The organism is Pseudoalteromonas sp. ATL1 (assembly GCF_058933015.1).
The window spans coordinates 2768584-2794632 of record NZ_JBZYXL010000001.1 but is presented as its reverse complement, the minus strand read 5'-3'; the positions used below and the strand labels follow the sequence as shown (position 1 = coordinate 2794632).

At 41.8% G+C, this 26049-nt stretch carries 26 protein-coding genes and 1 pseudogene; 19 read left to right on the top strand and 8 right to left on the bottom strand.

The genetic code is table 11. The features are described from left to right. Positions 1–23: 23 nt before the first annotated feature. Both ltrA and AC5FX4_RS12455 read right to left on the bottom strand, forming a co-directional pair. Positions 24–1361 carry a group II intron reverse transcriptase/maturase gene (ltrA, locus tag AC5FX4_RS12460; protein ID WP_493606702.1) on the bottom strand — a complete coding sequence of 446 codons (1338 nt, stop codon included), beginning with the start codon at positions 1359–1361 and terminating at the stop codon, positions 24–26. An 800-nt stretch (positions 1362–2161) separates the two neighbouring features. Further along, entirely contained in the window at positions 2162–3259 is a 1098-nt protein-coding gene (locus AC5FX4_RS12455) for an ISAs1 family transposase (protein ID WP_493605927.1), read from the bottom strand. Between the two features lie 269 nt (positions 3260–3528). Here AC5FX4_RS12455 and AC5FX4_RS12450 point away from each other — a divergent pair, with 269 nt between their 5' ends. After that, positions 3529–3975, top strand: coding sequence for a GNAT family N-acetyltransferase (locus AC5FX4_RS12450; protein ID WP_493606701.1), 447 nt, complete (start codon positions 3529–3531; stop codon positions 3973–3975). Between the two features lie 144 nt (positions 3976–4119). Here AC5FX4_RS12450 and AC5FX4_RS12445 read toward each other — a convergent pair whose 3' ends face one another. Further along, the gene (locus tag AC5FX4_RS12445; protein WP_493606700.1) at positions 4120–5343 is read right to left on the bottom strand and encodes an FG-GAP repeat protein; all 1224 of its coding nucleotides are present in this window, start codon (positions 5341–5343) and stop codon (positions 4120–4122) included. Between the two features lie 663 nt (positions 5344–6006). Between AC5FX4_RS12445 and AC5FX4_RS12440 the strand changes: the two genes are divergently transcribed. From AC5FX4_RS12440 to AC5FX4_RS12395, 10 genes and pseudogenes are all read left to right on the top strand, one after another. Beyond that, positions 6007–6297 (top strand): YciI family protein, encoded by a 291-nt coding sequence (locus tag AC5FX4_RS12440; protein WP_493606698.1) that lies wholly within the window; start codon positions 6007–6009, stop codon positions 6295–6297. Positions 6298–6384: 87 nt separating this feature from the next. Beyond that, positions 6385–6771: a hypothetical protein gene (locus AC5FX4_RS12435; RefSeq protein ID WP_493606697.1), complete on the top strand. Its 387-nt coding sequence runs from the start codon at positions 6385–6387 to the stop codon at positions 6769–6771. Positions 6772–6855: 84 nt separating this feature from the next. Next, positions 6856–7308 carry a GNAT family N-acetyltransferase gene (locus AC5FX4_RS12430; protein WP_493606696.1) on the top strand — a complete coding sequence of 151 codons (453 nt, stop codon included), beginning with the start codon at positions 6856–6858 and terminating at the stop codon, positions 7306–7308. A 40-nt stretch (positions 7309–7348) separates the two neighbouring features. After that, positions 7349–7852 (top strand): GNAT family N-acetyltransferase, encoded by a 504-nt coding sequence (locus AC5FX4_RS12425; protein ID WP_493606695.1) that lies wholly within the window; start codon positions 7349–7351, stop codon positions 7850–7852. Positions 7853–7935: 83 nt separating this feature from the next. Beyond that, positions 7936–8457, top strand: coding sequence for a GNAT family N-acetyltransferase (locus tag AC5FX4_RS12420; RefSeq protein ID WP_493606694.1), 522 nt, complete (start codon positions 7936–7938; stop codon positions 8455–8457). A 62-nt stretch (positions 8458–8519) separates the two neighbouring features. Next, the gene (locus AC5FX4_RS12415; RefSeq protein WP_493606693.1) at positions 8520–9005 is read left to right on the top strand and encodes a GNAT family N-acetyltransferase; all 486 of its coding nucleotides are present in this window, start codon (positions 8520–8522) and stop codon (positions 9003–9005) included. A gap of 28 nt (positions 9006–9033) precedes the next feature. Continuing rightward, a pseudogene (locus AC5FX4_RS12410) lies at positions 9034–9623 on the top strand (DUF6151 family protein). Positions 9624–9673: 50 nt separating this feature from the next. Then, complete coding sequence (locus AC5FX4_RS12405; RefSeq protein ID WP_493606692.1) at positions 9674–10135, top strand: YccF domain-containing protein; 462 nt, start codon at positions 9674–9676, stop codon at positions 10133–10135. 417 nt (positions 10136–10552) lie between these two features. After that, positions 10553–10843, top strand: a complete 291-nt coding sequence (locus tag AC5FX4_RS12400; protein WP_493606691.1) for an antibiotic biosynthesis monooxygenase family protein — start codon at positions 10553–10555, stop codon at positions 10841–10843. Between the two features lie 34 nt (positions 10844–10877). Next, positions 10878–11504 carry a class I SAM-dependent DNA methyltransferase gene (locus AC5FX4_RS12395; protein WP_493607818.1) on the top strand — a complete coding sequence of 209 codons (627 nt, stop codon included), beginning with the start codon at positions 10878–10880 and terminating at the stop codon, positions 11502–11504. 216 nt (positions 11505–11720) lie between these two features. Here AC5FX4_RS12395 and AC5FX4_RS12390 read toward each other — a convergent pair whose 3' ends face one another. Further along, positions 11721–12923 carry an IS256 family transposase gene (locus AC5FX4_RS12390; protein WP_493605020.1) on the bottom strand — a complete coding sequence of 401 codons (1203 nt, stop codon included), beginning with the start codon at positions 12921–12923 and terminating at the stop codon, positions 11721–11723. A gap of 59 nt (positions 12924–12982) precedes the next feature. Here AC5FX4_RS12390 and AC5FX4_RS12385 point away from each other — a divergent pair, with 59 nt between their 5' ends. From AC5FX4_RS12385 to AC5FX4_RS12375, 3 genes are all read left to right on the top strand, one after another. Next, complete coding sequence (locus AC5FX4_RS12385; RefSeq protein WP_493607817.1) at positions 12983–13465, top strand: manganese efflux pump MntP; 483 nt, start codon at positions 12983–12985, stop codon at positions 13463–13465. Between the two features lie 13 nt (positions 13466–13478). After that, complete coding sequence (gene fos, locus AC5FX4_RS12380) at positions 13479–13877, top strand: fosfomycin resistance glutathione transferase (RefSeq protein WP_493606690.1); 399 nt, start codon at positions 13479–13481, stop codon at positions 13875–13877. A gap of 158 nt (positions 13878–14035) precedes the next feature. Then, entirely contained in the window at positions 14036–14224 is a 189-nt protein-coding gene (locus tag AC5FX4_RS12375; protein WP_493606689.1) for a hypothetical protein, read from the top strand. A gap of 50 nt (positions 14225–14274) precedes the next feature. Here the strand turns inward: AC5FX4_RS12375 and AC5FX4_RS12370 are convergent, their stop codons facing one another. After that, entirely contained in the window at positions 14275–18423 is a 4149-nt protein-coding gene (locus AC5FX4_RS12370; protein ID WP_493606688.1) for a S8 family peptidase, read from the bottom strand. 226 nt (positions 18424–18649) lie between these two features. Here AC5FX4_RS12370 and AC5FX4_RS12365 point away from each other — a divergent pair, with 226 nt between their 5' ends. Next, positions 18650–19030, top strand: coding sequence for a rhodanese-like domain-containing protein (locus AC5FX4_RS12365; RefSeq protein ID WP_493606687.1), 381 nt, complete (start codon positions 18650–18652; stop codon positions 19028–19030). A gap of 52 nt (positions 19031–19082) precedes the next feature. On the opposite strand, the gene AC5FX4_RS12360 is transcribed toward AC5FX4_RS12365, so the two are convergent. The 3 genes from AC5FX4_RS12360 to bioA form a co-directional block, all read right to left on the bottom strand. After that, on the bottom strand, positions 19083–19451 hold the full coding sequence (locus AC5FX4_RS12360; protein ID WP_493606686.1) for a hypothetical protein: 369 nt from the start codon (positions 19449–19451) through the stop codon (positions 19083–19085). A 57-nt stretch (positions 19452–19508) separates the two neighbouring features. Next, positions 19509–20846: a KamA family radical SAM protein gene (locus AC5FX4_RS12355; protein ID WP_493606685.1), complete on the bottom strand. Its 1338-nt coding sequence runs from the start codon at positions 20844–20846 to the stop codon at positions 19509–19511. A 141-nt stretch (positions 20847–20987) separates the two neighbouring features. Beyond that, the gene (gene bioA, locus AC5FX4_RS12350; protein ID WP_493606684.1) at positions 20988–22280 is read right to left on the bottom strand and encodes an adenosylmethionine--8-amino-7-oxononanoate transaminase; all 1293 of its coding nucleotides are present in this window, start codon (positions 22278–22280) and stop codon (positions 20988–20990) included. A gap of 123 nt (positions 22281–22403) precedes the next feature. On the opposite strand from bioA, the gene bioB reads away from it, so the two are divergent. The 4 genes from bioB to bioD are packed head-to-tail and all read left to right on the top strand — an operon-like array spanning position 22404 to position 26045. After that, positions 22404–23441 carry a biotin synthase BioB gene (gene bioB / locus AC5FX4_RS12345; protein ID WP_493606683.1) on the top strand — a complete coding sequence of 346 codons (1038 nt, stop codon included), beginning with the start codon at positions 22404–22406 and terminating at the stop codon, positions 23439–23441. Further along, positions 23441–24583 (top strand): aminotransferase class I/II-fold pyridoxal phosphate-dependent enzyme, encoded by a 1143-nt coding sequence (locus tag AC5FX4_RS12340; RefSeq protein WP_493606682.1) that lies wholly within the window; start codon positions 23441–23443, stop codon positions 24581–24583. The genes bioB and AC5FX4_RS12340 overlap by 1 nt, the downstream gene beginning before the upstream one ends. Beyond that, a complete protein-coding gene (locus tag AC5FX4_RS12335; protein WP_493606681.1) occupies positions 24580–25365 on the top strand; it encodes a methyltransferase domain-containing protein in 786 nt (261 codons plus the stop codon). Before AC5FX4_RS12340 ends, AC5FX4_RS12335 begins: the two co-directional genes overlap by 4 nt. Then, positions 25362–26045, top strand: coding sequence for a dethiobiotin synthase (gene bioD / locus AC5FX4_RS12330; RefSeq protein ID WP_493606680.1), 684 nt, complete (start codon positions 25362–25364; stop codon positions 26043–26045). The genes AC5FX4_RS12335 and bioD overlap by 4 nt, the downstream gene beginning before the upstream one ends. Positions 26046–26049 lie beyond the last annotated feature (4 nt).

The following is a 26049-nucleotide window of genomic DNA, read 5'->3' as shown; positions in this document are numbered from 1 at the left end:
CACAGGGCGTTTCATCTAACAGATTACCCGTTTGGGTAATGCACTTTTATCCATCCGTCTCTGAGTGAATATAGTCCCTCATTTTTCAGATAATTTAAGCTTAAAGCCTGTTGAATACCGGGTGTTTTGGAACTGCGCCAAGGTCCTTTACTTGTGATGCCACAGGCAACGGCTGCTTGCACATGAACTCCACGCTTCATCAAGTTTCTTACTTTAGTTCTCGGTTTTCGCCATTGTCGCCAGTAACACATCCTGATCCTGCGCCTTATCCATTGGTCTAGGTCAACACATTGCTGGTATGCGTTCGCAATACCAAAGTAATTGATCCATCCGCTTAGATATTGGCTTAATTTAAACAACTGATATTGCATGCTCACGCCCCAATTACGGTTAGTTAAAATGCGTACCTGTCGCTTAAATTTATGCAGAGTTTTGTCATGCCATTTGATTGCTCCACGTTTAAAGGTAAACCCTAAGAATTTACTTTGTGTGGTGTTAACCACCTGACTTTTATCCGTGTTAACAAGCAATTTGAGTTTAGTTTCAAGGAACCGAGTAACGCTGGCAAGTACACGTTCGCCCGCACGTTTTGATTTTACTAAGATTATAAAATCATCAGCGTAACGGGCAAATTGGTGACCTCGTTGCTCCAATTCTTTGTCTAAATCATCCAACATAATGTTGGATAATAAAGGTGAAAGAGGGCCGCCTTGCGGTACTCCTTCTAAACTCGGAATTAGCGTGCCATAGTCATCAATTCCAGCTCTCAAATAACGGCCAATGAGTTTGAGCAAGCGTTTATCTTTGACATGACGTGATAAATTTCGCATCAATAAGTCGTGATTGACTCGGTCAAAGAACTTTGACAAATCGACATCTACCGCAATATTGCGTTTAGATTTAATAATTTGTTGAACTTGCTTCACTGCTTGTTGGCCGTTACGGTTAGGACGAAAACCAAAGCTGTTATCTGAAAATGTGTTATCAATGATGGGCGATAAAACCTGAGTAATGGCTTGCTGGATAACCCGGTCGACCACTGTGGGTATGCCGAGTTGCCGTTTTCCACCATCGGGTTTATCAATTTCAACGCGTTTGACCGGTTGTGGACGATAAGTCCCATTTTCGAGTTGAGCTTTGCACTGTTGCCAGTGTTGTTTTGCCCAGTCGATAAATTGGTCTATTTTCATACCATCTACACCCGCTGCGCCTTTGTTGGCTTTAACCTGCTTCCATGCGCGTTGAAGATTATCGTTTGATAAAACGTGTTCGAATAAATCAAAGTTGAAGGTTGATTGCACTGCATTACGCTGCATATCAGAACCACAGGGCTGTGGCGTATAGTTATGTAAGTAAGACATGAAGTATTCCTTCGGTTAAATGTTCAGGCCTTCACCGTGTCCCATCCATTACGATGGGTGTTTGGCTACTATGCCGTCTGCTGACTGCTGGATAATCACAAAATAAATTGCTCTAAATTGCGCTGCGTGCGTATCGGTGGGTGTTGCAGTGGTTTCGCTCGTAGTCTATTTCGCAACCAAATAGCACGCCAAGGGGTTGATTGACCAGCCACTTACTGGTATTTTCCGCAGCGATAGCGCAGGCCGCATGTTATCCAGCTCTCCCCGTGTTATCCAGCTCTCCCCGAATAAGAACATTAACTTTCATTGCACAACTGCATCATTTACGGTGGCCGTTAGATCACGTGACTTCGTTATCTTGTGCTAACTCGTCTTCAGCCTACGTCTAGTATGATGTTTTTGTTCATCAGCTCGCAATTTTGCTAGCGGCTTCCTCCATACAACCCCTCGCGGATTTGCACTTGCCATTCGCTAGTAGTTATCGTTTAATAACAATCAGTTATTTAAACGGTGATCTTCCTACAGAGGACTTTCACCTCATTAGTTAATGCCCATGTCGGGCGTACACAAGTGGTTTCAGGTGACGTCTACGGCGCACCTGAACCAAGCGTTAGGCATCTTTGTGAAAGTCGTCGTTTTAATTCTAAGTTTAATTTTATCGCTCCCAACATTGGTTTTGCACTTTATTATGCGCGTAAAAAAGCGTAGATAATCAAAATAAATTGCAAAGTACTATGGATATTTGATGTATCTCACATGGGTAGATATTGCAGGGTGAGAGCATACTTCGTTAACAACCATTAACCGAAGATAAGCTCTGCCCTAAATTCATCGTCAAAACTAGCCCGAACGCATTTACCACGTATCGAATCTTTACGGCCTGTGTGCTGTTTTACCAGATTGCGAACAACCCGTCTGAATAGCGCCATATTTTCCGCAGAAATCGGCTCACTTATCTGACAGGCATCTTCTTTAAACACCACGTCCAACACCCAGTGCTGTTGGTTCTCGATGTGCCAATGATGGCGGATGGCTTTTTGCAACATCTGCGCATCTGGCTCGACAGAAGTAACATAAAAGTGCGTATCTATTTTTGTTGTTGAGCCGGACTTGTTGTGTCTTTCAACCGCAACCAGTGAAGTGAGTCCAGGCCATTTTGCTTTTATCTCTTCAGGCAGTTTATCTGCTTTCAGTGCATAAGTGATGCGCGTTTCCTGACGCCCATGACCACTGCTGACTTGTACATCTTCAGGTAAATTCTCCTCTTGGGCAAAGGCAGTTTCAAAACACGAAGTGACTGCTTTATAGAGTGTTTTCTGGTTTGCTTTAACCTGAACCAGATAATCAGCCCCTCGTGAGGTAAGTTTTGATAGCGTCGCTTTTTGACAATGCAACGCATCCAATGTGACGATTGAATCTGAAATATCTAGTACATCCAATAGTACTCTGACTGCGGGAATTTCATTGGATTTATTCTCAACCGTGCGCTGGTATAAGGTTAGGCCGGACTCACAATCAAAGGCGGACACCAAGTGTAAGTTATCCTCACGTTTTTTACTGGCACCGCGCAAGGTTTTACCATCAAACGCAATGATTGGCTTATCAGATTGAGACCGTTGCTCGTTGACCCAACTGAACAAGGCCAAAACCAATGAATCAGTCTCCACTGTTTTAAGAATTCGTGCAATGCTATGTCGCGTTGGAATACCGTGTTTAAAGGCTCTGAACTGTCTGAGCCAAGGGAGTTTACTGTGCCCGAACACTTCAATATCTTTCCAGCCCTCACAACCGGATAAAACCGCCGAGATGATAAGAAACAAAACATCAGTAAGATCATGATGTTGATTGATAGAAGAACGCTTATCTTCAACAAGTTCAAGGTGGCTAAATAACGACATAATTAACAAGTAGATAGTGACAATGTGGGCGTTATTAGATCAGAAAAGAGGCGGGTGTTAAAGCCTTTTTACAAAGTGCGATCCCGCCGTGGTAGATATTGTTACTTTAAAGAAAGACAAATATATTCACTATCGCATGCATCAGCCCGTTGTTAGAAACGATAATAGTTTTTAAAAATGCGTTGTTCAGAACGATTTGAACGTGTTAAAAACGTTATAAATCCAACATTGAACGATTCATAACTTTTAGATTTTTACTGGAGTGAGTAGTGAAGTTTGATATTACACAAGCCAAAATAGAATATACTCATCAAATTACTCAGTTAACCGAAGAATTGGGCTATCAGGTGCAAGCCGATGAAACACATAAGTGGCTGGAAGAGTTGCTTGCTTCACCATCACACTATGTTTTTGTTGCCGTCTCCGAAGAGCAAGTGTGTGGTTGGTTGGTCGTAGAAAAGCGTGTTTTTCTTGAGTCTGGTTATAAGGTTGAGATCACAGGTCTGGTTGTTGGTAAGGCGTTTCGCAGACATGGCATTGCGCAGGCGCTTGTTAACGCTGCACAAGAGTGGGCAATAAGGCATGGTGCAGCGCAACTTGTTGTGAGGTCAAATACGCTGAGAAAAGAGTCTCATGAATTCTATCCAGCGATGGATTTTATACTCTCAAAAACATCACACGTTTATACAAAACAGCTTAATTACTCAGGTGCATAACCTATTTAAGGCTGTGTATTGTGCTTTAGAGCGTTGCATGCTCTGGGCAAACACGCCTTTAATGTTTGTTTGCCCAAGCACGATATGCAAATACTTTGCGGTAGAATAGAAAACGCTTCCTCAGCGGCGTAGTGATGGCCGCTTTTAATCCTTTAGCTCAATAATATATGCTGCGCCTGAGTCAGTGCCGTTATCGTCGCGATGTGGTACTGCAATGATTGCGTGATTGTTTGATAGAGCGACATTCCAGCCAAATTTGTCCTCTGGCTTAGCGTCATGTGCGACAATTTTTGATGAGAACTGCCATTCACCTTTCTGCTTTTTGAAAATATAAAGTGCACCGGTGTTATTACCGTTTGCGTCATGGTGCATTGCGCTGATCAAAGCGGTATTTTGTTGTAATGCGACACCACGGGCGAACCTGTCATCAGCTTTTCCGTCTGGCGCAACTAGTTTCTGTGTTTGTGTCCACTTTGCGTTATGTCGCTCAAAAATATACGCTGAACCCGCATCAATACCAATATTGTCCAAGTCATCCCTGCGAGCAGAGATAAGTGCAGTGTCGCCGGATAGCGCAACTCTTACGCCAAAAATATCGGTATTTGCTCCATCGTTCGCCATTAATTTAGCTTGTTCGCGCCAATGCTTGCCATCGTATTGATAGGCATAGACGGCCCCCGCTTTTTCGGCTTTTTCATCGTTGAGATCCGCACCAACTAGAATAGTATCGCCATCAATAGCGACACTGATCCCAAACAAATCGCCTTGGGCTCCATCACTTGCAATTAGCTTGGTTTGAAATTGCCAGTTAGCATTTTCTCGTTTGAAGATATAAGCTGAACCTGAATCTTTATGAGGAGCATCACTGTGCGGTGCACCGATAACCAGAAAGTGCTCTGTGAGCGCAATACTTTGACCAAATGCGTCACCAGCTTTACCATCAACGGCTGTTATTATTTGTTTTTGTAGCCAAGCAGTTTTGTTCTTTTCAAAGGCGATGACGGCACCTGAGTCTTTGCCTTTGTCGTCTCTTCTGCTTACTCCTAGCATTGCAAAACCGTTTTTTAGAGCAACTTTTCCGCCTAATGTATCTTGTGTATAGGCAGGGGTGGCTACGAGCTTTCCATTTTGTTGCCAACCATTCTTGCCCATAGAGTAAATGTAAGCTGCGCCGGAGTCCTCAATATTTTTTATATCTGCCTTGAGAGCACCAACTAATGCTGTTTTACCATCGATGGCGACCGCGTAGCCAAACTGATCATCAGCTTTTCCATCTTCCGCTAATAACTTGTGTTGGGATGCATAACTATGGCATGTGAATATTAGGGTTAAATAGGGTAATAGCTTACAAAGTGAACGTAGTTTCATAAATGCCTTTTAATGTATAACAAAACGAGAACCATGCTATTGGGAAGATTACGAATTAACAAGTGCTAATAGGGTAATTGATTAATAAAAATAGTAATTATCAATATTTAAATTGAAGCCAATGTTTAATTGAAAATTACGATGTGTATTTCGAACAACTCAGTTTAAATTGGTAATTTAAATGCGATGTTCTTTCATTTATCGGCAATGTAGGGTTATTTACCCTGAATGGTTAGGTCTCACTTTTGTTGAGTGTGAATGGCCGGACCTTACTAAGTTTTTTGTGTACAGTATGGTCATTGTGCATAAATAAGTCGCAAAATTGAAAAAAACGTCGCACGTCAAGATATGAAAGACCAGACCGAGGTGTTTTACGACAAACATGTCTCAAGGTATGGCGAAGATGGTGACTTAAATTGAGAGATGTTTACGATTACGCTAGTTTGAAAAGTGAAGGCAATGGTTCAATTGTTTTCAACTCGCTAAAAGTGCCGCTAGCGCTAAGCTACACTGGATTACGTTTGGTGTGATAGGTCTCGTTTTCTATAAGGCGCTATATGTTGTTTTATGATCACAGTAGATAAAATGGTCGCTATTTTTGTAGGCGTTATTTAGGTAAATGAGTATAATTGTAACTGTAACAGTCAGCTAGAGGGAGCTATCGTGTTTATCATTTCTTTAAAGTACAAAGTGCCACTAAATGAAGTGGACGATTACATTCCTGAACATATTGCCTTTTTAGATAAACATTACGCACTAGGACACTTTTTGCTTTCAGGCAGAAAAGAGCCTCGCACTGGAGGGTTAATCATTTCAAATATTTGCGATCGTGGCGTGCTCGACGAGATCCTCGCTCAGGACCCATTTTTTCGAGAAGGCTTGGCTAAGTATGAAATAACGCAGGTTGTTCCTACCAAGGCGTCATCTGAACTAGCATTTTTGTTGGAAAATTAAATACGCATATGCGTGTTGCTGCCTTCTGGCTTAAGTGACTATGCTAAGTCTCACTAAATAACATGGTGATGATTTAAAGGGATTTTTATGAATTATTGGATTTTATCTTCTGGACTACTTTGTTTTTTCACTGCACTCGTTCATATTTTTGCGGGGCAGTTAGACCCAGTTAGACCCTTTCTAAAATCGAGGCTTGCGCGAACACCTAAAGCGACATTGTTAGCCTGTTGGCATATGGTGTCAGCTATTTTGGTTTCTTCCAGTGCCTTGCTGATCTTTGCAAGTACCAAGTTACAAACCGATTTAAACGCGGTTGTTATATTTATTAGCGTAAACTTTATCGTGTTTTCTAGTGTGTTTTTAACAGTAGGGTGGCACTTTTTCAACTTTCAAACCTTTACTCGCTTACCTCAATGGACGTTACTTTTGCTTATAGGCTGTCTTGGGATGATTGGCGCTATGCTCAATCAATAATTGTTTGTTGATATATTTTTGCTCATGACTTAATAGTTCGGTAGCATCGAGCAATGCGAAAAAGCTGCATAATGTTAAACGGGTATGATAAATAAGCTTGAAAACAATAATAATTCAACTGCACGTCAGATATATACGCTATTTCAAAATGCTTATAAAGTTGAAGCTGCGTTGATTAGCGTGCCTGATGCACAATTTCCTCCGCTACAGCGCACTGTTGAACATATAAATCATGCCCCAACTTCATTTTTTGGGTATTTTGAAGGCACCTCATTAGCAGGGCTGATTGAAGTAACCTTTGAAGGTACTCAATTGGAAATAGACAGCTTAATAGTAAGTCCCGATTTTTTTAGAAGAGGGATCGCAGGCAAGTTAATTGATTATGTTTTGAGTGAATACGACTTTCATAGTGCGCAAGTGGAAACTGCACAACAAAACCTGCCAGCGATCAAGCTGTATAAAAAATATGGTTTTTGTGAGTTTAAAAAGTGGGTTCCTGCTCACGGTATACCTAAAGTCGCTTTGAGAAAAGACTGACTAGTTAAGATACTCATCTAATCTATTCAAGGATTGATTTATGAACATTTGTGAAACGAATAGACTCATGATCAGAGAGTTTACGCTTGCAGATATACAAGAGCTGAGCGAGATTTTGGCTCACCCTGAAGTAATGAAGTATTCACTGCGAGGGGTATGTTCTGCAAAACAAACGGAGGAATTTATTGATTGGTGCTTGGAGTGTTATCAAAATCTAGGTTTTGGTCCTTGGGCATTAGCTGACAAATCAAGTTCGAGGGTGGTTGGTTTTTGCGGTGTCTCATTGCAAGCTGTAAATGATGTATCAGAGTTAAACTTAGGGTATCGGCTTGCTCGCGATGAATGGGGTAAAGGGATTGCGCTCGAAGCAGCTAGTGCAGTGTTGGATCATTGTAAGAACAATCTAGGAATAACGGACTTGGTGGTTATTATTGAACCAGAAAATATTGCATCGCTGAAAGTTGCACAAAAATTAGGCTTTGATAAATATGTGCAAATACACTTTCATGGTCGTGATGCGCAACTATATCGTCGAACCCTGTGAAATGTGTGATCTAACGCGGTTATGGATAACATTTTGATTGCGTGTTATTTAACGTACATACAAAAGATGTGGAGAATAATAATATGTATGTTTTTAGAGATGCTCTGATTGGGGATATAAACGCAATAGCTGGTTTGCACGCTCAGAGTTGGCAGGAGAATTATGCGTCGGTACTGTCGCAAGATTATTTAGATAATCGCGTTCTGACTGAACGCCAGGCATTGTGGTCAACAAGACTCTCAACGCTCAGTGAAGAGCAGTTTATACTCGTCGTTGAAAGTGAAGGAGAGGTGATTGGTTTTGTATGCGCTTTTGCCAATCGACATGAAAAATATGGAACCATCATAGACAATCTTCATGTAAAACAGTTGTACAAAGGAAAGGGGTTAGGTTGTCAGTTAATGTCAAAAGCGGCGAAATGGGTGGCTGAGCGTTATGCTGAACAAGGATTTTTTCTTGAAGTACTGGAATGCAACCAAAAGGCCATTGAATTTTATGAGCGTCGCGGCGGACAACGAGTGGCTGAAGGTTACTGGCAAACGCCTTGTGGCAATAAGGCGAAAGAATATATCTATTATTGGGCGAGTCCGACTAAGTTACTATAATTGACATGAATCCTCCTTTCAGGCCTTTATTTACCAAAGCAAAATCGATGTAGAGAATAATAATGATAAAAGAAATGACGCGTTTGGAGTTCGAAGAGTTTTGGCCGGTGTTTAAGTCTGTGATTGAAGCGCAAGAAACCTACGCGTTTGACTCGGATATGACGTTAGACCAAGCCCATGATTTATGGTGTGCAAAGCCATTGAGATCTTTTGCATTTGTTGAAAATGGCAAAGTGTTAGGTAGTTACTATTTAAAAGCCAATGCGATGGGACCAAGTAATCACATTTGTAATTGTGGTTATATGGTTGATGAGCGCGCCACCGGCAGAGGGATAGCGAGGCAACTTTGCGAGCATTCACAGAAAGTAGCCGTTGATCTAGGCTTTGAAGCAATGCAGTTTAATTCAGTGGTATCTTCAAACTCAATAGCGGTGCGGCTATGGGAAAAGTTAGGATTCACGATAATTGGCACTATTCCTGATGCATATCGTCACCCTAAACTCGGTTATGTGGATAGCTATATCATGCATAAGCAATTAGCGAAGTAACTAATTTTATCCGTACAAGGAGTTATAAATGTCGAAGCAAATAGCCTTGAGTTGCCAATGCGGTAACGTAACAGGCAATGTATTAATTGATAGAGCAGCCTCATTTCATGTTCATTGCTTATGTTGTGATTGCCAGCGTTTTGCTCGCTTTCTAGGCCAAGCAGACAAGCTACTTGATGAATATGTGGGTCTGAATTGTTTCAAACTTATCCAGCCTATTTGACGATAACCCAAGGCGAGCATGAAATTGCTTGTGTTCAAAACAGCGAAAAAGGTATCTATCGTTGGTATACGCGCTGTTGTAATACGCCGCTGGCAAATACAATGCGTTCAGCAAACGTACCGTTTGTTGGCATTTCTGTAAAGGCGCTTCACTTTGAAGATGAACGTCACAAATTGGACGTACTTGGTCCGGTGACTTTAAAAGCATTTGGTAAACATGCGCTAAAACAAACGCCGTCGGATATACATCAACGCTTTCCAAAAACATTTTTGCCTAAAATTCTTTGGTTTATGGCCAGGGGTTTTATACGTAAAAAGTATCATCCATCACCTTTTTTTAAAGATGGCAAACCGATAAAAGAGTCAGAAATTTTAAGTGATAATGAGAGCGCATAGTTAAAAAATTTGCTATAAAACAATAATGTAAAATCAATTAAGGAAATTAAATGAGAGCAATAGGTAATCTTTTATGGTTTTTATTGGGCGGCGTATTTATGGGCCTGTTATGGTGCCTTTATGGTATTGTCGCGTTTATCAGTATCATTGGTATTCCATGGGGGCGAGCATGCTTTGTAATGGCAGGATTTTCGTTTTTCCCGTTCGGAAAAGAAGCCATCTCAAGAGATGAGTTAAACCATAAAGAAGATATTGGCACCAGTACGTTCGGGACGCTTGGTAACATTATTTGGTTTATCTTTGCTGGTATATGGTTAGCCATTGGGCATGTGATCTCTGCAATAGCATGTTTTGTAACTATCATTGGTATTCCATTTGCGATTCAACACTTAAAACTAGCTGGGATCTCATTAGCACCTATCGGAAAAACGGTGGTGAGCAAAGAAGTCGCTGCTGCCGCACGCATCTCTAATGCACAAGTGGAAGTTGATAATATCCGCTCAAAAAGATAACGTAAAAGCTGCCTCAGCGCAGCTTTTATATCTGCGCCGCTTTAATACCCGCCTTCAAATTTATATTGTCCTGTGAGTATGACAATTAGACAGAAAATAATGCGTTACAAATTGATACCGCATGTAATACCAACTCCCAATAACACTTAATCACTTTGAGGGAATTAACCTGGCGATAGCGAGGCGCGGTAGCGGTGCTCCGATCTGGTTTCTTGCCTAAAAATAGACTACTTAGTTATGCGGATTGTATAAGACACAAGAACAAAGTAATCGTGAATTGCTCTTAGGCGAATAGCCTACCTTTTAATTGCTAATGCTTGACACGCCATTGCTCAAAACTGTATAAAATACGTCCTCATAAAATAATCAATTCTTTAAATTATCTTTTTCATTTTATATAAGCGAAGGAAGCTAAATATGTACGCAGTTATTTTTAAAGCAAAAACGGGTGACCAAGACAAACATTATTCAGATATGGTTGGAATTATGCGAACACTTGCTTTTGAAAAATACAATTGCCAAGACTTTATTGCTGTTACCGAAGATGAGCAGGAAATTGCGATATCTTACTGGTTAAACGAAGATGATATTAAAAAGTGGCATTTAGATAGCCAACACGCAGTGGCTCAAAAACTTGGTCAAGAAAAATGGTATAAGGAATATACTGTTGAAGTCGCCGAGATAAAAAGGCGCTACTCAAGTAAATAATAATTTATAACAAGATATAAATGGAAGGGAATGAATCATAGAGCCTAACTTAGAATCAGTAAACACTTTTAATAAATGTGCAACGGCCTATCATGAGAAATTTATGAACTTTGAGTTGTATACTCGTTCATACGAAAAACTCAGTGGTTTTTTACCACAAAATAATCACTTAAAATTACTAGAGTTAGGCTGTGGTCCTGCAAATATTTCCACCTATTTAAAGAAAAAAGTACCTAACTTAGACGTTTATGGCATTGATTTAGCGCCCAACATGATTGAAATCGCAAAACAAAATGTGCCAGATGGACGCTTTGAAGTGAAAGATGTGAGGCGCATAAATGACCTTGCAGAAACGTTTGATGCTATTTTGTGTGGCTTTTGTATTCCCTATTTATCAAGCTCGGAAGTAATAAACTTATTTAAAGATAGTTACAAGTTGCTTGGTGAGGGAGGATTGTTTTATGTGAGTGCAATACTAGGAGATAACGCTGACTCAGGCTATCAAAGTTCGTCAAGAGGTGACAGGATGTATGTTCACTATTATGACTTAGAGTTTGTGTGCGACTTATTGGATCAAGCCGGTTTTGAGGTATCACAAAGCGATATTGTGGAATTCGAAACAGGACAAACTGAGGCATTCATTTATGCCCATCGAAAATAGACGTGGCCCTTAGCTGTTCGTAATTTCATCTATATTCCAGATTTTGATGCGAATAGGAGATTGTTGCAAGATCTGTTATTGTGCGATGCTTTTTTATCACCGAGTAGAGTAATTGAATTATGTTTGAAGTATTGGTTCTCGCGTTGGCGTTGAGCATGGACGCATTTGCAGTTTCAATAGGGAGGGCGTTCAGAATTCTGTGTCAGCTAATTTTGGCTAGATATCTAAGACATCATCCAAGCGCCCATCAAAATGAATCGCCAGTTGAGACAATGTCATATTCCAGTTTTGAATTGGCATTGTCCATTTCTTAGAAGCATTCAATATCCCAGCATACAGTAGCTTAAGCAAGCTGTTTTCGTTTGGGAAGCCACCTTTCGTCTTGGTCAGTTTACGGAACTGGCGATGTACAGCCTCAATAGCGTTCGTGGTATAGATGGCCTTGCGAACGTACTCTGGATACTTAAAATAAACGGACAGGTTTGCCCACTTGTTTCGCCAAGAACGGAGCACTATCGGGTAATGTTGACCCCATTTGGACTCTAAACGCTCAAGTTCCATCTCTGCTGCTTCTTTGCTCACAGCGCGGTAAACTGGTTTTAGATCAGCCATGAACTCCTTTTGATGTTTGGAAGCGACGTACTTCATAGAGTTGCGGATCTGATGAATAACGCATTGCTGAACTTCTGTATTTGGGTAAATAGTTGCAATAGCTTCAGGGAAGCCTGTCAGGCCATCCACGCAGGCTATCAGGATATCTTCAACGCCACGGTTATGCAGATCCGTTAGTACAGATAGCCAGTAGTTCGCGCCTTCTGACTCGGATAGATACAGACCAAGCAGCTCCTTCTTGCCTTCGACGTTTAAGCCTAAGATAGTGTACACCGCTTTGCTGACATAGCGGCCATCTTCCTTAATTTTGTAGTGGATAGCATCAAGCCAGACGAACGGATAGAGCGCATCTAATGGTCGTTGCTGCCATTCTTTCAATTCGGGTATCAAACAGTCGGTAACGCCTGTGATGGTAGCCTCAGAAACGTCAATACCATACATATCTTCAACATGGCCGCGGATATCACGATAGCTCATGCCAAGCGAAAACATGGATAAGATCTTGCGGTCGATCTCATCAGTTAACTTAGTCTGGTTTTTCTTAACTAGCTTTGGCTCAAATGAGCCTGCACGGTCACGCGGGGTATCCAGTTCGAAAGTGCCCACTGAAGACTTAACGGTTTTCTTACTAGAACCATTTTTACGGTTAGGCTGCTCGTCATCTACAAGGTGCTGTTCCAGCTCTGCTTTTAAGGCAGCTTCGGTGATCTGTTTGATAAGAGGGGTTAAGAAGCCATCTTTGCCTGTCAGATCTTGCCCTGACTGAAGGGCTTTAATGGCTTGTTCTAAATCGAAGTCTTTGGTCATGTGTCATTCCTGTTTTCTTAATGATACTGAAATGACACAGATTTCTAAACACTACCTCAATAGGGCTGGGATCAAAACAGAAGAGCAGTGTAAAGTTCCTTTCATTTAAGGCTGCTGTATATTTTGGGGTATTTCAGGGCTTAATGCCCTTGATTGGATACTATGGTGGTAGGGGGATTTTTTCTTGGGTAGAAACGTTTGCACATTGGATTGCATTTGCTTTATTGCTTCTTATCGGCGTTAAGATGATCTATGAAGCATTTTCCGAGGGAATTGAAGAAGATATTGCTCAAGTTACGCATCGCGTTATGTTGATTTTAGCAATTGCGACGAGCGTTGACGCGATGGCAGCAGGTTTTACACTCACATTGCTCGATATACAACCTGCCTTGGCGTGTTTGATCATTGGGCTCACGACATGTATGTTTAGCTGGTTGGGGGTATTGATCGGCAACAAAAGTGGCACTTGGCTCGAAAGTAAGGCAGAAATATTTGGAGGCGTTGTGCTGATCCTTATGGCGTTTAAAACGCTCATTTTTTAGATAAGAAGAATTCATGCTCAGTGGTTTAAATCACATAACACTCGCAGTCAGTGATGTTGAACGCTCATTAGCGTTTTATACACAAGTTTTGGGTTTTAAAGGTGAAGTCAAATGGCGCTTTGGTGCCTACTTGTCTTTAGGTGAACTGTGGCTTTGTTTATCTCATGACACACCGAGTAACAAAGATGATTATAGCCATATTGCATTTACAATATCCCAGCGCAATTTTGCTGAATTTGAGACACTTTTAAATATCAAAGGCGTACAAAGGTGGAAAGACAATAGCAGTGAGGGAAGCTCGCTGTATATTCTGGACCCCGATGGGCATAAATTGGAAATACACGAAGGTAATTTGGCCAGTCGCTTGGCATCTTTGAAAACGTCCCCTTATCAAGACCTGCAATGGCTGTGATGAAATTTATAGTATGAGCGAGTTACGCTTGTACTCTAGCTAGTTGATATATGAAGCCATTTCGAATATTTCTCGTATTAAATTTGCCCGTGTATAAATTGCACATTCATATTTAACGAGTATGCTTTAATCGTTTCGTTAATTTAAAAGGGCGAGTTATGAAATTAATATTGAGCGCTTTGTGTGCTACTTTTTTACTATCTGGGTGTCAATTGACGCGCGTTGAAGGTGAAGCTCAGGGCGTTAAAGTAAAAGTTGCGACGGAAGAAGACACTGAAAAGTCGAACAGTGAGAACAGTAAATTCTGCCCTCCAGGCCAAGCGAAAAAAGGCAAATGCAGTAACTAATCTACATCAATATAGGTGCCGCCTTGGAGCGGCAGCTATATTAACTTTTCTTAGAAGCGTACCTTACGGTAAAAACACACACCACACAGGAAGGCTAAGTAGAAACCTAAGCTACCACCTCCCTCACTTGAGCTTGTATTAGCATTTGAATTGGTCGTATTGTTGTCGCCCGACTTTTGGGTGCTTACTTCATTTGACCACTTGGAAGGATCAAGCGGATAGGCGTCATTTGTATCAAGGTGCCCATCATTGTCATCGTCGTTGTCGGCGTTATTGCCCAAGCCATCAGCATCGCTATCTAGCCACTCGCTTGGATCTAGCGGGAATATGTCTTGGACGTCATCGACTCCATCATTGTCATCATCAGAGTCTGTGTTATTACCTAATCCGTCATTGTCGCTGTCTAGCCACTCATTCGGATCTAGAGGGAAGTGATCAACATGATCTGGGTGGCCATCATTGTCATCGTCATTATCGATATTATCACCAAGACCATCTAAGTCGCTGTCCATCCACTCACTGGGGTCGGTTGGGAAAGCGTCTTGAGCATCTAGGTAACCATCATTATCATCGTCAGTGTCAGTATTATTGCCGATGCCGTCATGGTCGGAATCCAGCCACTCAGTTGAGTTATATGGAAATGCGTCTTGGCTGTCTAAGTAGCCATCATTGTCGTCATCAGGATCGGTGTTATCACCAATTTTATCGTTATCAAAGTCAGCCCACTCATTTGGATCGTTTGGAAACAAGTCTCGAAGATCAACATAACCATCAGAATCGCTGTCGACGGTGCTTTCAGTATATCTGCTCCAGTTACCTAGAGTAAATTCAACGTAATTGGTGGTGCCGTTATTATTAGCATCCAAGTGAGCATCATTTGCGTCATAAGGGTTAAGCGCATTTAAAAATTCATAGCCGTTACTCATACCATCATTATCGGCATCGCGGTCTTGAGCGTCGTTAATCCCATCTTGATCAGAGTCGTAACTGTATAGGTCAGTGAGAGAGCCACCCACAACAATAGAGTCGGTTAACCAAATGGTTTTGTGCAATTTATTTGTATACAGTTGAATTCTCATAGACCCTAGAGCAGGGCGGCTAAATTCGGGCAACTTAATGAGGGCTTTAACAAGCATGTCATTCTGTGTAGATTCGGTATTTTGTACTTCAACGTCAAGCTGACTCCAATGGCCATTTATATTAAGCTCAGCTTTCACGGAGAATTTACGTTCTGTCGCGTCACTTCTTTCAAGCTTGAACTCAAAAGGCACTGCTTGCATGCGTTGTGATTTGCTCGCACTTAAATATTCAAGCTTTGTAATTTGAATTTGTGGTTCCGTGTATGATGAATTCATTTGTAGCTGTGTAGCGACAAGAGAGGGAACACCAGCAACAAGGCTATTTGCGTAGACCGTATACTGACTGTTGTCGCAGCCGAGGGATTTATTGTACGCATTGGTATAGCCTGTTTTTTCATCGTTGATGGTTGAAACACTTTCATTCCTTTTTGCAATGATGAAGCTATCGCAAATGATAATGGCATCTTCAACATAGTCTGTATATTGCAATGCGTTTGCATCGCTGAGTTTGTCATTGAATGACAGGTAATCTGAAAAACTTGCTTGTTGGGCATCGGTAAAGAGTCCTTGCCAGTCAACCTTGAAGGTATTTTGTGGTGTGCGTTGTTTTCGATGCTTGATACCAGACTGTTTAAACCCAAAAGTAGGGGTTGCAACGTATTTGTGTGCATTGTCAGAGTCGTGTATTTCAAGCTTATATTCGCTCGCGAAGTCTGATTGCAACGGGTTACCGTGAATACTCAGTGTATAGTTTGCCTCTGCTGTACTCACACTTTGAGCTGCTTTACTAAACCCGATGCCTGAGCGTTCAGACCCAAGCACGTTACTTTTGTAGTCGAATTTATCGCGGGTAAAATTTAAGTGGTTATACAAATACCATTTGTATTGACCATTATACTTTGGCGTAATGTTAAAGGTGGTATTACTTAAAGTGCCATCAAGCGTGATTGGCGTATTTTCAGATATGCTGTCATAGCTATGTGACCACGTGTATAAGTGATAGTCGTCAAGTGCACTTTGTGTATCACCATACATTAAAGATATACTGAAAACGGTGTCTTTAGGTAAAGAGGTTGTATATATCGGCGAATCTACGTAGATGTTGTTGGCATACGAGTCAAAAAATTTACTCCATCGTGTTTTATCACGCGTGTTAGCGACATCAAAAAATACACCAAACCCATCTAGGCCATTTAAGCTTCTGGATACGCCTTCATGATCAACCCACTTTTCAACACTGATTTTGTGTTGCGCAAGTTCCGCTGAAAGACTGATACTTGAGGGTTTTAAAATGTCGAGTTCTTTAACAATAATGGCCTGCTTGTCAGCTAAGTCATACCACGTATTTAGCGTATATGTGCCAGGTCGTAGCAAATAATCTGCATCGGTCACGTAGTGACTTGTGTATGAACCATCACGATTGTGCTCTTTTATCCAGAGTTCTCTTGCATAGGTGTCTGAATGCACTGAATATTCAATCGCGTCGAGTAATATGATGGGTATAGAAACCGCGTTTGTTTTATGGGTTATTTGTAAGGATGAAACGTGCAAAAAGTCATCTGCGTAGTCAAGCTCTTTGTTTACAGTCATTAATATAGTGAAAACATTAACTTCATTGGGCGCGAGTGTCATTTCACTGTTGTCTTTAATTTGGAATGACAAACCTGGCTTTACTTCTTTGTTTTCTATTGCTGCGTTCAACGTAATTGGATGATCGGAGATATTTTTAATCGCAACGGTTTGTTCGATGGCGTTGGCATCACTTGAACGCTCCAGTCTGCCAAACATAAGTTGTGACTTAGAAGTAAGTAGTGTGGCGTTCATTACTGGGTCCATTTGCATCAAACCATTTCCTTGCTTGATGAAAGGCGCATTAATATTACGCGCGTGAGTAACAATCAGTGATTTGATCTCCGTTGGTGTCAATTCGGGATATTTAGATTTTGCAAGTGCCGCTAAGCCCGCCACATGGGGTGCAGCCATTGAGGTACCCGACATGAGCGTTTGTTCCCAATGAAGGGCTAGGGAGTTAATCATGTAGCCAGGAGCAACAAGATCAGGTTTTTGGTAGTGGTTTGAAATAACAGGACCTTGAGAGGTAAAGTCGGAAATTTCTTCAATGCTGTTATAAGTGCCCGAGGAGCCGACTGTTATTGCCAGTTCAGCGTTTGCTGGGCTTCCTATTGACTGCGGTCCAGCTTGCCCCGTATTACCAGCAGAGACCACCACAGTGACCCCTTTTTTCACAATGTTATTAACGGCGATAGTAAGCGGGTCATTGATATCTCCACTACCACTTAAGCTCATATTTATAATGTCTGCGCCGTCGTCGGTGTTTGGATCGCCATCGGGATCAAGCGCATGTTCAAGCGCTTTCAAAATGGCGCTGACTGGACAAGTTGTGTTACACACCTTGTATGCCAAAATGTTCACATCAGGCGCAATACCTGCATATTGTCCATTTGCTGCAATGATGCCGGCAACATGTGTACCATGGCCATTTTTATCCATGGGATCACCGTTGTTTTCAAGGAAATTGTATCCACCTGAAACCTTGCATCCCTTACCGAAGCAGCCACCTAATGCGGGATGAGTATAATCGACCCCTGAATCTAACACCGCGACGGTAACACCCAAGCCTGTATTTGCTGAGCTTTGCTTATTTAACTGCGTTAAAGACAGGGAAGAGAATCCGGCCATGAGTTTTGAATTGTCAACAACATCAAGTGGCGGAAGCGCTTTGTCTTCTAAAATACTCACATTTTTTACCATCGGTAGGCGTTTTAATGCCTGAATGTCAGTTTGGCTGCCATCGACAATTACGCCATTGATAATATCGGAATACTTAGCAGTTATTCGCACATTCAGGTTTTGCTTTTTAGTTGCCTTGATGAAGCGATTTTGTAGCTGCACCATACGTTGCTTAATACTTTCAGCGCGAGAGCTGGTCGCCCCTTTTGTGTTCAAGTCATTCTTAAACTCAACAAATAGTGTGTGACTATAGTTAACTGTCGCTTTAGACTCAGTATGATTTGAAAAGCCATACACTAAGGGGATATAGCAAAAAACAATTGCGATAAGCGTTTGACTAGATTTTATAATGGGCTTGATTAATGACACTACTTTTCGATCCTGGCTAGCTAGCTTTAGTGGCCTCATTTTAGTTACATGTGTCTTTATTAGGTATGGCAATGAGCGTTATTTTGTGAACTACTGTAAACAGAAAGGAGGAATTGATGTGTAGTGCTGTTTCGAATATTTATGTGGCGATTTAAAACTGCTAGGTAGATTGAAAATGAGTGAATAGGGTGCTATCAACGTAGTAGACACAAATAGGAGAGCTTGAATGTTAAACTTATTTATTCGCGCAACCGTATTTTTACTTATTATTACTTGCTATTCCATACACGCCCAATCGTCTATTACCCAGCAGGAGTTGCTAGTGAATCAAATGTCTACTTCCGCATATGTCATCATCGATGTCCGCTCAAAAGAGGAATATGACGAGGGGCATATCAAAGGAGCGATTAATATTCCCTTCAACATGATCGATATGCACAAAACATTTATCGATAGCCTTGGTTCAACGCCGGCTGTTGTGTATTGCCGTTCGGGCAGGCGTGCAGGTATATTTATTGATGCTTTAGCGCCTAAGGGGTTAAATTTGTTGCACTTGCAAGGTGACATGAACGCATGGAAAAAAGCAGACTTGCCCGTTGTAAAATAACTGTTTTTGAGCTCGCGAGTGTGACATTCACGACGATTGTGTTTTATTGTACTTACATAACAGCAACCGATATGCACAAGATTATAAAAACGATCGCGTAATTATGGGCGAACTTTGCATACCAAGTAGGAATTACAACGTGCGTTGATTGTTGTTGTGCGAGGCTTTTTGCAAGCCATATTCCATATAGCCAGCCAAGTATATTGTGTGTGATGTAGAGGGTAGGTATCAATGCTTGATATTGGGTCAGTGGAAGTTTGCTAAGCGCAGCGACAGAAACAAAAAACCAAATTAATTCAATCGTTGAAGTGAACAGTGTGAATCTGTTTACACCTACTTCTTGCTCGCGCAAGATATAGCGCGCTTCAATCAAAAGTATAAAACCGATAAATAGGCTAGTTATTAAATAGAGTTCGGTCATAAGGTTTTTCTAGTGAAAGAAGGAGACATGCACGGATCATATCTCCTCTAATTTTGCTTACATTGCGTCGTATTCATCCTGCCAGAAGAATTTCTCTTCTCCAAATGCCGGCTTTAAGTCATCCAGCCAAGTGGCTGTTTCATCATACTTTGCAAAAAATGGTCGTTGCACCCAATCAGGGTTACGCGCTTGAATAAATCGCAGTGCAAATACTTTTTCGCCATGGATTTCAGTTACGCCGGAGATCTCTACTTTACCAGGGCCTGCACTCATAGAAGGGCCGCGAACAGTTCGGCTTATCCCTGATACATTTTTGTACGCATCGCGGAATATTTCCCATGTGCGATATAAAGGCAGTTCAAAATATCGTTTAGCACCAGTATCACGTTCGATGAACATGTAATACGGGATCATGCCAAGCTGGGTTTGTTCTTGCCACATTTGAGACCACATTTGCGCATCTACATTGATATTATTTAGCAAAGGCGCTTGCGTCCTGATCTGCGCACCGGTTTTGCGGATCAAGCGAATGGCTTCTCTGGTAATATCAGTGCGCAATTCTTGCTTGTGATTGATGTGTGCCATGATGGAAACATGTTTACCCGCATCAACCAGTTCTTTTAATAAAGTGAGTAACGCTTTCGCATCGGGATCGGTGACATATCGAAACGGCCAAAAAGTCAGTGATTTAGTACCGATACGTATTGTTTTAATATGATTAAAGCGTGGTTCTTTCAATGCTTCCAAATATTTACGTAGCTTAACTGTACGCATAACCATAGGATCGCCACCAGTCATCAGTAAGTCGGTGACTTCTTTATGTTCGGCTAAGTAATTGTGGAGTAACTCTTCGTCGTTATTGTTAAATCTAGAGGCTTTACCTACAAACTGAGCCCAGCGGAAACAAAAGGTACAATAAGAATGACAGTATTGCCCTTGAGCTGGGAAAAATAGTACGGTTTCTTTGTATTTGTGCTGAATACCCTCAACGCGCTGGCCATCAAATTGCGGCACGTTCTTTTCCATTTGCCCAGCAGGGTGTGGGTTTAGTTTTTGGCGTAATTGTGTTGCCAAGTTGAATACATCATCAGGCGTATGGTCACTTTTCAATAGTGTCGCCATTTGTTCATAAGATTCGTCATCGAGCATGCCTCTTTGTGGGAAAGTAAGCTGAAAAACCGGATCGTTTGGCACTTTGTGCCAATCAATCAGTTCCTCAATCACGAAGTTATTAACTCTAAAAGGAAACACATTCGCGACAACTTTCATTTCAAAGCGCAATTGTTCAGGGAGTTTATCTAATTGCTCTATTTTGTCGATTTGACGGTGTTGATAAACTTTGAACCTTGGTGCTTGATAAGCTTCAGCAGGCTGTAATTTGACGGTTTGCTGCATAATTCCTCATACTTTTACTCTTTGCTGTTGTAAAAGCGATGCATTGTAACAGCAAACACAATGCAATTCTGGTCGTTGTTGCAGAAATCGCTACATTGACATGAAAACTTAATAAAACAGCGCAATTTTCCAGCTACAGCATTAGTACTGCTGTCGCTGGATAGCTTTGTATATTACTTTTGAGAGCTTTTCAATGTCTTTCGACGGGGTAATATAAGGCGGCATGATATAGATGAGTTTACCAAAAGGTCTTATCCAAACGCCTTTAGAAATAAAGTACTTTTGTATTTTACCCACATCAACGGACCGGTCGACTTCTACCACACCAATCGCCCCTAAAGTTCTGACATTAACTACATCGTTAAGCTCATCACAGGCTTGCAGCGAAGTTTTCATGGCTCGATTAATTGCATTGACTTGGCGCTGCCAATCGTTTTCAAACAACAGCTCAATACTGGCATTTGCAGCGGCGCATGCCAGCGGATTTCCCATAAATGTTGGTCCATGCATTAATACACCAGCTTCTCCTTCACTGATCCCAATGGCGACTTTTTCAGTCGTGAGTGTTGCGGAGAGCGTCATAGTACCCCCGGTAAGTGCTTTACCAATACACATAATGTCAGGGGAAATATTGGCATGCTCACACGCAAACAATTTACCTGTACGGCCGAAGCCTGTCGCAATTTCATCTAATATAAGTAGTACTTCATACTTATCACATAGTTCGCGAAGCTTGGCTAAGTATGCGCTGTTGTAAAAATTCATCCCTCCCGCATTTTGTACGATAGGCTCAATAATGAATGCGGCAGCATGCTGATGATGGGCGATGAAATAGTTTTCTAGTTCGTCTAGCTCTTGTTGGTCAACGTCCTCATTGAATTTTGCTTTTGGCGCAGGTACAAAAATATGCTCAGGTAAAAATCCCTGATACATGCTGTGCATTGAATTTATGGGGTCGCATACGCTCATAGCGGCAAAGGTATCGCCATGGTAGCCTTTTTGCGCGGTCATTAACTTGTTTTTATGTTTGTTGCCTTTACTTATCCAGTACTGCAAGGCCATTTTGATTGCGACCTCAACACTCACCGAGCCGCTGTCAGCTAAAAACACTTTTTCAAGTGGAGCGGGGGTAATGCTAACGAGCTTTTTACACAGTTCTACTGCTGGCGCATGGGTGATCCCGCCAAACATGATGTGGCTCATGGTTGCTGCTTGCGTTTGAATGGTACTCACAAGCTTAGGATGATTGTAGCCGTGTATCGCGCTCCACCAAGATGCCATGCCATCAATGAGTTCTTCGCCAGTGTCGAGATAAATTCTATTACTGTCCGTATGTGTAACGCCGTATGACGGTAACGGATTTAGCATGGAGGTATATGGATGCCAGATATGTTTTTTATCGAAATCTTTATCTATTGATTGAAAATCACTCATTGGTAAACCTGTGTTAACTGGTAAGCGTTGACAATAGTAAAGCAGAAAGTAGACTAAGCCAATCACCGTCGAGTTAACTGCATTATTTTTAAGCAGTAATTTAAACAATAAAGAGAAAAGAATATGACTACTGTTCGTCACGATTGGACTTATGAAGAAGTAAAAGCATTGTTTGAAATGCCGTTTAACGATTTGCTATTTAAAGCTGCTAGTGTTCACCGTGAGTCTTTTAATCCAAATGAAGTGCAGATCTCGACGCTTTTATCGATTAAAACAGGTGCCTGCCCGGAAGATTGTAAATATTGTCCGCAGTCAGGCCACTATAAAACAGACCTTGAGCGTGAGCGCTTGATGGAAGTGGAAAAAGTAGTAGAACAAGCGCGATTAGCTAAACAAAAGGGCGCTACTCGTTTTTGTATGGGCGCAGCATGGTCGGATCCTAAAGATCGTGATATGCCCTATATTGAGAAGATGGTACGTGAAGTAAAAGAACTCGGGTTAGAAACCTGTATGACATTAGGCATGTTAGACAATGAAAAAGCGCATGCTTTAAAGGACGCAGGTCTTGATTACTACAACCATAACTTAGATACGTCACCTGAGTATTATCAGCAGATCATCACCACAAGAACCTATCAAGACAGGCTCGACACCATCGATAATGTGCGCGATGCAGGCATGAAAGTGTGTTCTGGCGGCATTGTTGGTATGGGTGAGCAAGCGGCAGACCGTTTTGGCTTATTGATGCAACTTGCAAACTTGCCGCAACAACCAGAAAGTGTGCCTATTAATATGTTGGTAAAAGTCAAAGGTACTCCTCTTGAAGATGTTGAAGACTTAGACCATTTTGAATTTATTCGCACCATAGCCACTGCGCGTATCATGATGCCAAAAAGCTACGTACGCTTATCAGCGGGCCGTACAGCGATGAATGAGCAAATGCAGTCAATGTGTTTCTTTGCCGGCGCTAATTCGATTTTCTACGGTGATAAGCTACTTACCACTGAAAACCCAGAAGCCGATGCAGACATGAACTTACTTAAAAAGCTAGGCATGAAGCCAGAAGAAAGACATGATTACTCTGACGAAGCGTATGAAGCATCGCTGTCTTCGGCAATTGCTGACAAAGCAACTTCCGAGCTATTTTACGAAGCAAATTAATGGCGTTTGAGTTTTTACAGCAAGCACTGAGTGAGCGCAAATCCCAAGCGCTACTCAGAACGCGCGTTTGTGTTGAGCAAAGTAGTGCACGCTATATTCGTATCGCGGGAAAAGAATATCTCAATTTTGCGAGCAATGATTACTTAGGACTTGCGGAGCAGCCTCTACCCGATATGAGATGCAGCACTGGCAGTCGTAGTTCTGCGTTGGTGACAGGCTATCAACAATGTCACAAGGCGTTCGAAGCTCGCTTGTGTGAGTTATTAGGATACGACAGTGCGCTTTTGTTCAGCACGGGTTTTAGCGCGAATTCGAGTGTGCTCAAAACCTTGTTCAGCGATTCTGAGCATGGTAAATCTGGGGCTATTTTTCAAGATAAGCTTAACCACGCCAGCCTGATAGACGGCGCATTGCAAAGTAGCGCTAAACATATTCGCTTCAACCATAATGATATGAATCATCTGCGTGCGCGTTTAGAAAAATCGAACGCGGCGCATAAGCTTATTGTCAGCGAAGGTGTATTTTCTATGGATGGCGATACTGCGCCGTTAACTGAATTATATGCTTTAAAACAAAAACACAATGCATGGCTAATGTTGGACGACGCACATGGTTTTGGTGTGGTTGGGGAACATGGTTTGGGTTCTATATCACTCAGTAAAGAAATGCGACCAGATATTTTAGTGATCACATTTGGTAAAGCAATGGCAGCCCAAGGTGCTGCCGTGCTCGCTAGTAAACCGCTCATAGATTACATGCTGCAATTTAATCGTGATTATATTTACTCGACGGCAATGTCACCGATTATGGTTAGCGCTGCACAGTTCCAGTTGGAAAGGTTGATTAAAGCCGACGAGCAGAGAGAGACTTTACGTAACAATATTACGCAGTTTAAAAGGCTGTGCCAAGAAGCCAACATTGCAGTGATGCCTTCCGATACGTCAATTCAGCCCGTGGTATTAGGCAGTGCAGAAAATGCCTTGTCTGCTCAATCTAAATTGAAGCAACAAGGGATCTGGTTGACTGCAATTCGTCCACCTACTGTACCGTTTAACACCGCAAGGTTACGTATTACTTTGACTGCAGCGCATCAACAACAAGATATTAGCTACTTGGTAGAGCAGCTTAAGGCGGTACTATGAATGCATTGGCAGCTAAAATTGAGTTAGAACCCGCTGATAAACAGCATACCGCGCAGTGCTTTTCAAAAGCGGCAAAAAGTTACAAACAACATGCGCGTGTTCAACAGGCGACAGCGGATAAGTTGTTTGCGCTATTAAAAGGTGGCAATCAACATATTTTGGATTTAGGGGCTGGCCCGTTATTACACCACTCAGCGCTTAAACTCAAAGCTGAGCAAGTGTTGCATGTCGATTTAAGTCATGCCATGTTACAACAAGGTACATCGAACAGCTGGCGTGTTTGCGCAGATATGGACTGCTTACCTTTATTAAGCAATTCTTTGGATGCCGTGTTTTCAAACTTTGCGATTCAGTGGAGTAGTGCACCATCAGTGCTGTTCAAAGAACTACATAGGGTTTGTAAATCAGGTGGGACAGTTGTGATGTCGTCAGTGCTAGAAGGATCACTCAAAGAGGTCGCTCATGCATGGCAAGCCATTGACACTCGATGTCATGTAAACCAGTTTCTTACACTTGAGCAAATCAAGCGATTTGCTCAGCTAGCGGGGTTTGACGTGAAACTGGCTAAGCAAATATGTTTAAAAGATGAGTTTGACTGCGCAAAAGACGCTTTAAAATCAATCAAGCATATCGGCGCGAGTCATATTCAAACCGGTGAAAACAAGCAAGTTGGGCTAATGGGAAAAAAGCGATTTAACCATTTACTCAATAGTTATCCGCTGGAGAATAATAAAGCAAAGGTTAGCTATGAAGTTGCCTTATTGGAGTTAATAAAACCATGAGTGCATTTTTTATAACCGGTACAGACACCGAAGTGGGTAAAACGCATGTGAGTGCGTTACTACTCAAATTTTTAGCGCAACATAAACGCACTGCAATTGGATTTAAGCCTATTGCCGCAGGCGCTGAAGAAGCGTTTGGACAACTCGTGAACGAAGACGCATTGACCTTGATGGAATGTGCTACGGTCCATGGCAAGTACGAACAAATAAACCCATTTTGTTTTGAGCCACCCATTGCGCCTCATATTGCAGCAGCACAAGCTGGGGTGGATATCACGCTTGAAAAACTGAGCCTTGCGTATCGTGAACTGGCAACTTTAGGTGCTGAGTTTACTTTAGTAGAAGGTGCTGGCGGTTGGGCCCTGCCAATAAACGATAATCAATATCTATATGATTGGGTGAAAGTAGAGCAGTTGCCCGTCATTCTTGTTGTGGGTATGAAACTAGGCTGTTTGAATCATGCCTTGCTCACAAGCCAAGTGTTAAAAATGCAGGGGATCAAATGCATTGGCTGGGTAGCAAATCAAGTGGACCCAAACATGGCAAACTTTGATGAAAACTTACAAAGTTTACGTAAGCGTTTAGATGCGCCACTGTTAGCTGTAGCACCATACTCTGAAGACAAAGCGAAGTTACAAGTTTACTCGGCTTTAACTGACTTGTTTGGTATTAACCTGTAATGCA